General features: G+C 71.4%; 7 protein-coding genes. 4 read left to right on the top strand and 3 right to left on the bottom strand.

Going from position 1 to position 12,325, the window contains the following annotated elements; translation table 11 throughout:
- Positions 1–221: 221 nt before the first annotated feature.
- On the bottom strand, positions 222–1,397 hold the full coding sequence (locus ACFWU9_RS28990) for a fatty acid desaturase family protein (protein ID WP_384323571.1): 1,176 nt from the start codon (positions 1,395–1,397) through the stop codon (positions 222–224).
- A gap of 439 nt (positions 1,398–1,836) precedes the next feature.
- Here ACFWU9_RS28990 and ACFWU9_RS28995 point away from each other — a divergent pair, with 439 nt between their 5' ends.
- The 4 genes from ACFWU9_RS28995 to paaI all read left to right on the top strand — a co-directional run bounded on the left by ACFWU9_RS28995 (position 1,837) and on the right by paaI (position 6,349).
- Positions 1,837–2,658 (top strand): TetR/AcrR family transcriptional regulator, encoded by an 822-nt coding sequence (locus ACFWU9_RS28995; RefSeq protein WP_384323574.1) that lies wholly within the window; start codon positions 1,837–1,839, stop codon positions 2,656–2,658.
- 49 nt (positions 2,659–2,707) lie between these two features.
- On the top strand, positions 2,708–4,267 hold the full coding sequence (locus ACFWU9_RS29000) for an MDR family MFS transporter (protein ID WP_384323698.1): 1,560 nt from the start codon (positions 2,708–2,710) through the stop codon (positions 4,265–4,267).
- Between the two features lie 197 nt (positions 4,268–4,464).
- The gene (locus ACFWU9_RS29005; RefSeq protein WP_384323576.1) at positions 4,465–5,841 is read left to right on the top strand and encodes a cytochrome P450; all 1,377 of its coding nucleotides are present in this window, start codon (positions 4,465–4,467) and stop codon (positions 5,839–5,841) included.
- Positions 5,842–5,917: 76 nt separating this feature from the next.
- A complete protein-coding gene (gene paaI, locus ACFWU9_RS29010; protein WP_384323578.1) occupies positions 5,918–6,349 on the top strand; it encodes a hydroxyphenylacetyl-CoA thioesterase PaaI in 432 nt (143 codons plus the stop codon).
- A 431-nt stretch (positions 6,350–6,780) separates the two neighbouring features.
- On the opposite strand, the gene ACFWU9_RS29015 is transcribed toward paaI, so the two are convergent.
- Both ACFWU9_RS29015 and ACFWU9_RS29020 read right to left on the bottom strand, forming a co-directional pair.
- Positions 6,781–10,272: a phosphodiester glycosidase family protein gene (locus ACFWU9_RS29015; RefSeq protein ID WP_384323580.1), complete on the bottom strand. Its 3,492-nt coding sequence runs from the start codon at positions 10,270–10,272 to the stop codon at positions 6,781–6,783.
- Between the two features lie 252 nt (positions 10,273–10,524).
- Positions 10,525–12,249 (bottom strand): SpoIIE family protein phosphatase, encoded by a 1,725-nt coding sequence (locus ACFWU9_RS29020; RefSeq protein WP_384323583.1) that lies wholly within the window; start codon positions 12,247–12,249, stop codon positions 10,525–10,527.
- Between the last annotated feature and the right edge of the window lie 76 nt (positions 12,250–12,325).

Below are 12,325 nucleotides of genomic sequence, written 5' to 3' on the forward strand. Positions count from 1 at the left end.
TCGGGGTGGGCGGGCCGCTCGCGCTCGCTGTCTTGCGGGTGCCTGGGCCCCCCCCCGGGCACCCCGGCCCCCCCCCCCCCCCCACTACTGGATCCCGACATCAACTCGTTCGGGCTGATCACCCTGCCGGAGGAGAAGCGGGCGTTGTACCGCGTGCGCGCCTTCGTCTACGGCGAGCAGTCCAACGTCGCGCATCTCACGACAGGTCCGGACCCGAGGGCCTAGGCCTCCACCTTGACGTCGGCCTTCGCGTCGGCCTTCATCTCCGACTCGGGCCCGGCCTCGGACTCCGGCCGCGCCTCGGTCGTCGCCGTCGCCCTGATCGGGGCGCCCGCGTCGTGCAGGCTCCGCAGGGCCTGGCTGTACGAGGTGATCAGGCTGGTCTCCAGATAGCTGACGCCCAGTTCCTCGCAGTGCTGCCGGACGATCGGCTGCGCGTGGCGCAGATGCGGGGACGGCATGTTCGGGAAGAGGTGGTGCTCGATCTGGTAGTTGAGCCCGCCGAGCGCGGTGTCGGTGAACCAACCGCCGCGCACATTGCGGGAGGTGAGGACCTGGCGCCGCAGGAAGTCCGGGCGGTCGTCGCCGGACAGGGTGGGCATTCCCTTGTGGTTCGGCGCGAAGATCGAGCCCAGGTAGAGACCGAACAGGCACTGGTGCACGGCGAGGAAGGCGATCGCCTTGCCCGGCGGCAGGACCACGAACAGGGCGCCGAGGTAGACCGCGAAGTGCGTGAAGAGCAGGATGCCCTCCGAAGTCCGCTGCTTCAGCGAGCGGTTGGCCAGCGCGCGTACACCGGCGACATGCAGATTGAAGCCCTCGAGCGTGAGCAGCGGGAAGAACAGGTAGGCCTGCGAACGGCCGATGAGGCGGGGAAGCCCCTTGGCCTCCTTGGCCTGCGCCTGCGTCCATACGAGGATGTCGGGGACGACATCCGGGTCCAACTCGACGTGGTTCGGGTTGGCGTGGTGCCGTGAGTGCTTGTCCTGCCACCAGCCGTAACCCATGCCGATGGCCAGATTCCCGGCGATCTTGCCGGCGCGCACACTGGCCTGGCGCAGCCGGAACACCTGACGGTGACCCACATCGTGGGCGACGAGGGCGACTTGGCCGAATACCACGGCGAGGAAAGCGGCGACGGCGAGCGTCCACCAGCTGTCGCCGACGAGCGCGAAAGCGACCCAACCGCCCGCGAACAGGGCGGCGATGATGCCCATACGCACGGTGTAGTACAGGGGGCGGCGGCGCATCAGCCCGGCCGCCGTGATCTTCTTGGAGAGCCGGGCGAAATCACTGCCCGTCTCCCTGCACGCCTGATCCGCGGCCTCACCCGCGAAATCGGCGCCCGGTTCCAGTACCGCGGAATCCTCCACGGTACTGGCGGTGTTGACTGACATGCGGCCACGCCTTTCGAATGTGTCACGACCGTGTGCCGGTGTATGACGGCTCGGCAGGCAGGGTGGCTGGTGAGGAACACGAGCCCAGGGGGACGTCGCTGCCGGTCGTGGACGGGTGGGCAACTGCGGCACACAGCCCGATGGCTGCGTGCGGGTCGGAAGTGGACCACTCCGGCGATGCGACAACTGGGTATGGCCGCTGCGAATGCCGCTGACATCCTCACCGAGGACCAGTGCTGCTGCCCACACTCATGGGGCAGCGGGTAGTCAGGGGCTGGGGCCTCCTGAGGGTAAGTGTAGCCTGCGCGCGAATTGCGCTTCATACACCGCACGAACAAGTGACCGCAAACACTTTCTGAACAGCGCGGACACGGCTGCGACGAATACCCCGTGCGACCCGGCGGGTAATAATTTTGCAGGGTCTGCATATTTGCATACCATGCAAAGTGTGATGAGCAAGGGCGCCGGAGCGGGTCTCCGGGAGCGCAAGAAACAGGCCACGCGTGCGGCGCTGGCCGAGGCCGCCGTACGCCTTGCCGCCGAGCACGGGGCGGAGAACGTCACCGTCGAGGCCATCAGCAAGGCCGCCGGTGTCTCCCCGCGAACGTTCTTCAACTACTTCGACACCCACGACGACGCCTTCGTCATGACCGACCCCGAGGTCGGGGAGCGGATCCGGCGCGCGATCCGGGACGCGCCCGCCGAGCTGCCTCCCCTGGAGGCGGTACGCGAGGCCATGGCCGGCGAGCTGGCCGACGTCGAGCGGCAGCACGAGCTGTGGAGCCTGCGCGCCAAGGTGCTCCAGAAGTCCCCGCACCTGCTGGCCCGGGGCCTCGGCCTGCACATGGCCGAGGAGCGCGGTCTGGCCCGGACGATCGCCTGCCGGCTCGCCTCCCGCACCGGGCCGGAGGAGGGCCGGGATACCAGGACCGGTACGCGGACCGTGGCGGGGGCCGACGCCCGTACCGAAGCCGGGGCCGGGGCCGAAACCGGGGCCGGGGCGGAAGACGCGGCGGGCGACGACGCGGGCGCCGACGGCAAGCCCTGTGACGACGCCGACATCGAGCTGTACCCCCGGCTGCTCGCGGCCGTCGCCGGCACGGCCGTACGCGTCGCCATCGAGCACTGGTACGCCCACTCCCCGCCGATGACGTTCCCGGACATCTTCCGGGACGTCTTCACCCACCTGTCCGCCGGGCTGCCCCAGCCGCCCGCAGAGACCGACGACCGTCCGTCCGGCGGCCGTTCCACGGAATCGTAAGAAGGCCACCTTGACCGCAATCGAGGCGCCCGACCAGGCGCCCACCTCCATGACCAACCGACAGATACTCCAGGCCATGTCGGGGCTTATGGCCGGCATGTTCGTCGCCATCCTGGCGGGCACCGTGGTGGCCAACGCGCTGCCGCGCATCGTCGCCGACCTGGGCGCGAGCCAGTCCGCGTACACCTGGGTCATCACGTCCGAACTGCTCGCGATGACCGCGACGGTGCCTCTGTGGGGCAAGCTCTCCGACCTCTACAACCAGAAGCTGCTGCTCCAGCTCTCGCTCGGCATGTTCGTCGTCGGCTCGCTGCTGGCCGGCTTCTCGCAGGGCGTCGAGCTGCTCATCTTCAGCCGTGTGATGCAGGGCATCGGCGCCGGTGGTCTGACCGCGCTCGCGCAGGTCGTGATGGCGGCGGTCATCCCGCCGCGCCGGCTGGGCAAGTACGCCGGCATGTTCGGCGCGGTGTTCGCGGTCGGCACCGTCGCCGGACCGCTCGTCGGCGGCGTCATGGTCGACACGTCGTGGCTCGGCTGGCGCTGGTGCTTCTTCATCGGGGTGCCGTTCGCGCTGATCGCGATCGCGCTGCTCCAGCGCACGCTGCACCTGCCCACCGTCCGCAGGGACGTGAAGATCGACTACCTGGGCGCGTTCCTGATCGTCTCCGGTGTGTCGGCGATCCTCATCTGGACCTCTCTGGCGGGCAACCAGTTCGACTGGGCGTCCTGGCAGACGGCCGCGCTGACCGGCGGTGGTGTGCTGCTGCTCGTCGCCGCGGTCTATGTGGAGGCGCGGGTGCCGGAACCGATCATCCCGCTCACCATCTTCCGCAACCGCACCGTCACGCTGACCACCGTGGCGAGCCTGCTCGTCGGTGTCGCGATGTTCGGCGGCACCGTCTTCCTCTCGCAGTACTTCCAGATCGCCCTCGGCAAGTCGCCCACCGTCGCGGGGCTGATGGGGCTGCCGATGATCCTGGGTCTGCTCGTGTCGTCCACCGTCGCGGGCCAGATCATCAGCGCCACCGGCCGATGGAAGGTGTATCTGATCGCGGGCGGCGTCACCATGACCGCCGGACTCGCCCTGCTGTCGACCATCGACGCCAACACCGGCTTCGGGCTGCTCAGCCTCTACATGACCGTTCTCGGTATCGGTGTCGGTCTGCTGATGCAGAACCTGGTCCTCGCGGCCCAGAACGACGTCCCCGCCTCCGAGTTGGGCGCCGCCACCTCCGTGCTGTCGTTCTTCCGCAGCATGGGCGGCACGATCGGCACCAGCGTCCTGGGCGCGATTCTCGCCAATCGGGTGGCCTCGGAGCTGGCCAAGAGTCTGGGTACGGAGGGTGCCGCGTCCGGCGGATCGAGCGATTCCGTCCCGGATGTGACGAAGCTCCCCGCGCCGATGCGGGAGATCGTGGAGCACGCGTACGGTCTGGCGACCGCGGACCTGTTCCTGGTGGCCGCCCCGTTCGCCGCGCTCGCCCTGGTGGTCGTGGTGTTCATCAAGGAGAAGCCGCTGAAGACGACCAGCGGTATGGAACGGCTCGCCGAGGAGGCCAGGCAGGCCGTGGCGGACGGCGACAAGCCGTCGCCGACCCCCGTGAGCTGAGTCCGGAGGAACCGTCCGAGGGCAGTCGTTCCGCGCGTCACCGTCCGGTGGCGCGCGGAACGGCTGCCCTCACCGCGTTCGGCCCGGTGACCGCGCGATCACTGGGCCGAATGTCGTCTGGCGCCCGCCGCCCGTGGCGGCTTGGCTGACAGCCGTACGGACATCAGTGCGCCTCCCCCCAGTTCCAAGGACTTCAGATGAGCACCGGTACGTCTTCCCCGACCGGCCATGACACGCCCGCACCGCACCTTCCCGTCACGCCGGTCCCCGGCCCCAGGCAACTGCCGCTGATCGGCAATCTGCCGGCCTTCTCGCGCGACCCCCTCGGCTTCTTCCGCACGCTGCGCGGCCATGGCGATGTCGTCTCCTGGCGGATGGGCCCGCAGCGCGCGCTGTTCCTCTCCCGGCCGGAGCACATCGGGGAGCTGCTCACCGGGATCGAGACGGACTACCGCCACCCGGAGCTCGGCTGGGCCTTCAAGCTGGTGCTCGGCGAGGGCGTGGTCACCTCCGAGGGCTCCGCGTGGCGCCGTAAGCGCGCGCTGGTCCAGCCCGTGGTCCGGCCCCGCCAGGTCCGCGCGTACGCGAGCACCATGACGGACTGCGCGACATCGCTGGCCGACACCTGGGAGCCGGGCCGGCGCGTCGACGTACGGCGGGACATGCTGGGCCTGACGCAGCGCATCGCCGTACGGACCCTCTTCGGCACGGACACGGCGGGGCGGGAGGACACGATCGGCCCGGCCATGGACATCGCGCAGGCGGCGATCGGCGACGAGTTCCGGGGCCTCACGCTGTTCCTGCCGCCGTGGATCCCGACGCCGGGACGGCAGCGGCTCAAAAAGGCCGTCGCCGTCATCGACAGCGAGGTGAACCGGGTCACCGAGGAGCGGCACCGCAACGGAGCGGACCGCGACGACCTCGTGAGCAGACTGCTCGCCGCCCGTGACGAACAGGGCGACCGGCTGACCGACAAGGAGATCCGGGACGAGGCCGTCACGCTGTACATCGGGGGGCACGAGACGACGGGTACGACGTTGACCTGGGCCTGGTACCTGCTCTCACGCAACCCCGGGGCGCGGGACCGGCTCGCCGAGGAGCTGAACGAGGTCCTGAAGGGCCGTACGCCCGGCTTCGACGACTTCAAGGAGCTCCGGTGGACGGAGCAGATCATCCGCGAGACGCTGCGGCTCTACCCTCCCGTGTGGCTGATGACCGGGATCGCGAAGGAGGGCTCGACGCTGGGCGGGCGGCGGGTCCCGGCGGGGACGGTGCTGTACGCGAGCCAGTGGAGCGCGCAGCGGGACGAGCGGTGGTTCTCCGAGCCGGACGCGTTCCGTCCCGAGCGGTGGGACGAGGACGCGACGCCGGTGCCGGACCACGCGTGGTTCCCGTTCGGGGGCGGTGCCCGCGCCTGTCTCGGCGCCCGCTTCGCGACCGTGGAGGCCGTGCTGGTGCTGGCCACGCTGGCGCAGCGGTTCCGTCTCGACCTGGATCCGGGTGAGATCCACCCCAAGACGGGGCTCACGCTCCAGCCGGGAGGGCCGGTGCGCGCGACGCTGCGGAGCGCCTGAGCGGCGGCCGGGTCCATACCGGCGGGCGGGCTCGGGCCCGGTGGACCGTCCGGGGCCCGGCAGTACGATCGGGCGCATGGACATCGCAGGTGAGCGCCCGGGTCGCGACGCGGCCCCCGCCGCCGGATCGGGCCGGGAGTACTTCGCCGCCGATCCGACCACGCGGTCTCTCGGCATCGCTCTCGTGGACACCGGTCCGGGCAGGGCGACTGTGCGGATGAGCGTGCGCGGGGACATGGTGAACGGGCACGGCACGGCCCACGGCGGCTATCTCTTCCTCCTCGCCGACAGCGCCTTCGCGTGCGCGTGCAACAGCCATGGCCCGGTGACCGTCGCGGCGGGCGCCGACATCGACTTCGTACGGCCGGCCCACGAGGGTGACGTCCTGACGGCGACGGCGCGGGAGCGGTCCAGGCTCGGGCGCGGCGGGATCTACGACGTCACGGTGACGCGCGGGGACGACGTGCTGGCCGAGTTCCGCGGACGCAGCCGCGCGCTCCCGGGCTGACGCGGGTTTCTCCCCGGCTGACGCGGACGGCCGCGGTACGGGCGTCCGGACGCGGTACGGGCGGTCGGACCCGGCACGGGCGGCCGAGCGCGGTACGGGTCGGCCGGATGGCCCGCTCCGATTCCGGTGATCCCGGCGGCGACCGGTAGATGGTCGCTGCCGGTCGCGGGACCCGGCACAGGCGGTCGAGCGCGGTACAGGCGGTCGGACCCGGCACAGGCGGTCGAGCGCGGTACAGGCGGTCGAGCGCGGTACAGGCGGTCGGACCCGGCACAGGCGGTCGAGCGCGGTACAGGCGGTCGGACCCGGCAGAGGCGGTCGAGCGCGGTACGGGCGGTCGGGCGCGGCGCGCACGATCCGGGGGTGCCGGGCCCCGGCAACGAGGAAGGGCCCGCACCCAGCGCCGGATGCGGGCCCCGCTTCATGGGGTACTACGCGGCGGGCCTGACGGCCGCCGCCCCGCCGGCCGCGATCCGGATCTCGGCGCGCTCCATGACGCCGTCGACCGTCACCGCGAGCGTGGCCGAGCCCCGCCGCAGTGCCGTGAGCGTCCCGGTGGCCGGGTCGAACGCCGCCACGTCGCGGCGGTTCGCCTGGTCCGGGTCACCGATGTGGACGTTCGGCGAGCCCGCCCAGTCCGCGCTCATCGGGAAGCCGACGGGCACCTTCCTGGTCCCCTGGGTGACCGTCGCCCGGGCCGCCGCCTCGTCCCCGGGCGCCAGCGTCCCGGGCGCGTCGAGCGCCAGCGAGTCGGTGTGCGCACGCGTCTGTACGGAGATCCAGTCCGGCCCGCCCTCCCACGGCTCGCGCCGGGCCTCGGACTGCTCGCTCCGCGAGACCTTGTCCACGCCGACGAGCGACCAGCCGGTGAACCCGCCCTCGTCGACCGGGGCCGACGGGTTCTTGCCGGAGTTGCCGTTGATCAGATACGGCACGCCGTCGACGCGCGAGGCGTGGAAGACCCCGACGTGGCTGCCGATGAAGCCCGCGCCCTTGCCGGTCGTACGGCGGAAGTCGCCGAGCCAACTCTCCAGCAGCGCGGCCTCCTTGCGGTCGCCGAGCTGGCTGCCCTTCTGCACGGTGGGGTCGCGCGGCGGTACGTGCTCGACGACCATCACGGAGCCGACGCGCGCGTCGTCGGCCGCCGCGTCCAACTGGGCGCGCAGGGCCTTGATCTGGGCGTGGCCGCCGCCGCGCAGGGAGAGGCTGGAGGTGTCGAGGGTGACGAAGCGCGTTCCGCCGTGGTCGAACACCCTCTGCGCGGGGCCGAATTCACCGACGAAGTTGTCGATCTTCCCGCCCATCACCTCGTGGTTGCCCGGCACGTAGTACCAGGGCAGTTCGTCACCCAGCTCCTCGGTGAGCACAGTCCGCGCGAAGGCGAGGTCCGCGGGCGAACCCTCGTCGACCAGGTCGCCGTTGACGATCAGGAAGTCGGGCTCCGCCGCCTTGATCTCGCGCAGCGTGCGCCGGGCCTGCCGCACGATCGCGCTGTCCGGCTCGCGCGCCACGAACTGGGCGTCGGACATGACGGCGAACTGCCAGTCCCGGCCCTCGGTCTCGGCGGCGGAGTCGATCAACGGGTCGGCGGCGGGGCGCTGTTCGGGCACGTCGACGGTGGGCGGCACCTGTGCCGTCAGTCCGTCGATGACGATCTCACCGGTGTACTGCTTGTCGGCGGCGGTCTCCGCGAGATAGAAGCGGAAGACGGACAGCGGCATCGCGGCGCCCTGCGGGACCGCGAAGGTCACCTGCCGCCAGCCGGTCCAGGTGACGTACGGTCCGCGGAGCAACTGGTCCGATCCCGCGGCGTCCTTGAGGTGCAGCGTCGGCCAGGACCCCTTGCCGTCGCCCTTGATCCAGAGAGTGAAGGACTGGGGCTGGCCCGGCACGGGGATCGGCTGCGGCGGGCTCGCGTACGCGGCGCGGGTCGCGGTCGAGAGTCCGAAGTCGTACGTGAGCGTCAGACCGGTTCCGCTCTGGCCCTCGGGTGTCGCCGCGACCGAACCTGCGGCGCGGGCGTGGCTGAACTTCCAGTTCGCCGCGTCGTCGAAGGCCGAGACCGGCTGCTCCTGAAGCCCGACGCTCACCGCGAGCGCGGTGGTGACGCCACCGGCCTTCGCCGTGACGAGTCCGCCGCCGCTCCCGGTCTTCGAGGTCACGGAGAAGGAGCCCTTGCCGTCGTCGGCGATGGCGAAGAGGGCGCGGTCGTAGGTGAGTGTCACGTCGCGCGGCTCGACGGGGGCGGTGGCGCCGTGCTCGTCGGAGCCGACGATGCCGAAGGTGCCGGTCGCCTCGGAGTCGGCGAGGCCGACGCGTGTGGTGGTCGGCGTGATCCGCGCGAGGTCGTCGAGGACCGTCAACTCGACGGAGCCGTCGGCGCGTCCGCGTTCCGCGTGGACCTCGGTCGTGCCGCTGCGGCGGGCGGTGAACAGCCCGTCGTCGTCGACCCGGCCGACCGAGGGGCGTTCGGTCCGCCAGCGCGGCTCGCCCTTGGCTGGGCCGTACGTCTCGTCGTGTCCCGCGGCGGTGAGGGCGCGGGTCAGTCCGGGGAAGACGCGTTCGGGGTGGCCGCCCTTGACGGGGTCGTCGCCGGGCGCCGCTCCGGCGGGCGTACGGGTCTCGACCCAGAAACCGTCGAGGCGTCCGCTGCCGTCGGGCGCGGTGAGGGCGAGGCCGTTGGGGACGGTGCGCTCGCTGCCGTCCGACGGGGCGTTCTCCACCTGGAGGGCGTCGCTGCCCGGTTCGCGGGCGACGAGCGTGGAGGAGCCGCCGCCGTCGAGGTTGAGCGCGTTGTACGCGCCGGCCTCCTTCATCATCACGGCCAGCTCGGTGAGGGTGACGCCGCCGCTGTCGGCCTGCCGGCCGTCGACGGTGATCACGCGCATCTCGCCGCCGTCCTTGGAGAAGCCGACGGCGGTGCGGGGAGCGGCGGTGTTGTTGCCCTGGCCCTCGTGGTTCCGCGCCACTCCGTCGACGACGAGGAGTTCACGTCCGCCGACCGCGGTGCGCGGCACGGGGCCGCCGTTGGTGCGCGGGCTGTACTCCATGGTCACCGGGTCGCCGGGGCGCAGCGCCGCCAGCTGTACGGCGCCGGCCTCCCGGCCGACCAGGACGGTGGTGCCGGGCTCGATCGGGCCGGTGCCCGGCTTGTCGGAGACGGTGACGACCTTGCCGTCCCGTACCGCCACCTCGGCGACCGGTGTCGCGGTGTCCACGGTGAGGGCGCGGTTGGCCTGGCCCCAGGCGGCGTTGTAGGCGCCGACGCCGCCGGCGGGTACGTTCGCGGCGTTGTACGCGGCGAGGGGCCGCGTGCCGCTCGGCAGCGTCAGGGTGCCGTCGAAGTAGAGCTCCAGGACACGCCCGGCGTTCTCGGGGCCGATACCGATGGCACGGTTGGCGCCGGCGGCGGGCGACTGGGTGAGCGCGCCGTCCTTGATGCCGGGGCCCTGCGGCGCGCCGGTCTCGTTGATGTCGAAGAAGTCGGCGTTGATGGCGGCGACGGTACGGCGGCCCTTGCCGGGGTCGTGCCGGGCGGCCAGTTCGGAGACGCTGCGGCGGTCGGCGACCTTGCCCGACGAGAGGTAGTCGGCCCGGACGCCGCCGCCGTCGAGGTCGACCGAGAGCGAGTCGACGCGCAGCCACTTGTCGGATTCGAGACGGTCGTACGAGGTGAGGCTGACGCCCGGCGCGACGGGCCGGGAGCTGCGCGCCGTCTCGATGCCGTCGCCGTCGACGACGGATCTGGGTGCGCCCGCGGGTCTGCTGGCCGGTGGTGGCGCGACGGGTCGCAGTACCTCGGCGGCGTTGCGGGGACGAGGATCGGGGGTGGAGTCGGCGACGGACGGGGTGATGGCTCCCGTCGTCAGCGCGGTGACCGCCGCGAGCAGCACGACGGATCGGCGGGCAGTGCCTGGACCCACAAGTTCTCCTGTTGTACGGGGGGTTGGCGCTGGTGGTAAGCGCTGTCAGCCGCCCAGCATCGCCGTGTGTGCCCCGGTTCGCCAGAGGTTCGCGGACACGTCGGGGCGAACACGGGGCACCGTGGAAGTGACATGGGGCCGCCCTCGGGGGTGCGGGCGTGCCCACTCACGTAATTGATGATGCGTCAGAAGAGTGCGAGGGCCGCCCTGATGTCATGGCGGGCCCTCACGTGTCGCGCGTCCGGCGGTCCCCTACGGTGCGCTCGTCGCCTTCTGGTCGTACGCCGTTCCCCGCGGGGTCCAGCTCATGAGCAGCAGGGCCATGTCGTCACCGCCGCCGTGCTCCCCCACCATGTCGCCCAGGTGGTCGGCCAGTTCCTCGATGTCGTCCGGTCCGTCCCGCACGGCCCGCGCCAGCCGGTCGAGGCCCGTGTCGAGCGCGGCCGGGGGCCGCTCGACCAGACCGTCGGTGTAGATGAGGAAGGTTTCTCCGGGATGGAGGCTCGCCCGCGTGACCGGGTAGTCGGCCGCCCCGCGCCTGCCGGCACCGTCGGCGACCCCGAGAGGCAGACCTCCCTTGGTGTCGAGGGTGACGCACCTGCCGTCGCCGAGGCGCACCATCGGTTCCAGGTGTCCGGCCCGGACGATCTGGAGTGTTCCTGTCGACAGGTCGACCTCCACGTACGTACAGGTCGCGAAGCGCTCGGTGTCCAGCTCGTGGAGGAAGGTGGAGGCGCGGGCCATCGCGGTGGCGGGCGAGTGCTGCTCGGTGATGTACGCCCAGAGCACGATCCTGAGCTGGCCCATCACGGCCGCCGCGTCCGTGTCGTGGCCCTGGACGTCACCGATCATCAGGCCCACCCGGTCGCCGGGCAGCGGGATCACGTCGTACCAGTCCCCGCCGACGTCACGCCCGGCCCTGGCCGCGCGGTACCGGACCGCGATCCGCGAGCCGGGGACCTCGGGGATGTGGTGCGGCAGCATGGCCTGCTGAAGGGTCTCGGCGAGGTCGTGCTCCTGCTCGAAGAGCATCGCGCGCTGGAGACTCTGGGCGATGCTGCTGCTCAGCGTGATGAGAAGGTTGCGCTCCTCGCCGGTGAAGCCCCCGTGCCGGGAGTAGAGCATGCCGAGCACGCCGATGGGTCTGCCCTGGACGATCAGCGGGAGGTAGGCGCCCGAGGCAACCGGAAGGTGCTCGATGTGCTCCCAGAGCGGAGGGAAGTCGCGCTTGAACTCGTCGCGCGAGGTGATGTAGCGCGGACGCAGCGTACGGACCGCCTCGCTCATCGGGAACTGTCCGTCGACCCGCGTGTACTGGAGCTCCGGGACGTACAGTCCGATGCGCCCCTCGCTGACGAGATGGACGCGCCCCTTGTCGACGATGCCGAGCGTCACGCTGACCGCACCGAGATTGCTGAGCGCCTCGCTGTCCTTCAGCGCGTCGGTGACGTCGCTGACGGTCGTCGCGCGCGCCAGCAGGGCGGTGACCCGGCGGACCATTCCGGTGAGGCGGCGACGGGTCTCGACCAGCTCGATGCGCTTCGCGGCGTCGTCCAGCTCCCTGGTGGCATCGCGCACTATGCCGATGACCCGGTACGCGACCCGATCCGCGTTGCGCAGGACATGGCCCTGCGTATGCAGCCAGCGGGGCGTGCCGTCGCGGCAGTGGATCTGGAAGTACGCCCCGTAGACGTCCTTGCCGCCCCTCAGTGACGGAGCGATCAGCGTGTCCAGGCGCTCCAGCTCCTCGGGGGGCACCCGGTTGGCGACGGCCATGTCGCCGTCGTACTCGTCGGGGCGCAGGTCGAACACCTCCAGCGCACCGGGGTCCAGATGCATCGCCCTGCTGTGCAGGTCGATGTCGAAGCTGCCCATGCGGTTGATCGCGAGGGTGAGACCCGGGTCGGCCGGCCAGTCCGGTTCGGACGGGTCGGTGGACCCGGGAGGAGGAGGGCCGGGCGGCTGATCGGCACTCACGGGCCCCTCATTCCCAGTCGCGGGGTCGGCGGGTCGGCTGCGTTCTGCGGCTTCTGGTATCAATTGTGCGCGCATC

This window comes from Streptomyces sp. NPDC058653, from assembly GCF_042716895.1.
GTDB lineage: Bacteria > Actinomycetota > Actinomycetes > Streptomycetales > Streptomycetaceae > Streptomyces.

What these genes read in the sequence shown, in the direction of transcription:
- ACFWU9_RS28990 (WP_384323571.1), bottom strand. Translation starts at nt 1,397, where the DNA reads ATGTCAGTCAACACCGCCAGTACCGTGGAGGATTCCGCGGTACTGGAA.
- ACFWU9_RS28995 (WP_384323574.1), top strand. Translation starts at nt 1,837, where the DNA reads ATGCAAAGTGTGATGAGCAAGGGCGCCGGAGCGGGTCTCCGGGAGCGC.
- ACFWU9_RS29000 (WP_384323698.1), top strand. Translation starts at nt 2,708, where the DNA reads ATGACCAACCGACAGATACTCCAGGCCATGTCGGGGCTTATGGCCGGC.
- ACFWU9_RS29005 (WP_384323576.1), top strand. Translation starts at nt 4,465, where the DNA reads ATGAGCACCGGTACGTCTTCCCCGACCGGCCATGACACGCCCGCACCG.
- paaI (WP_384323578.1), top strand. Translation starts at nt 5,918, where the DNA reads ATGGACATCGCAGGTGAGCGCCCGGGTCGCGACGCGGCCCCCGCCGCC.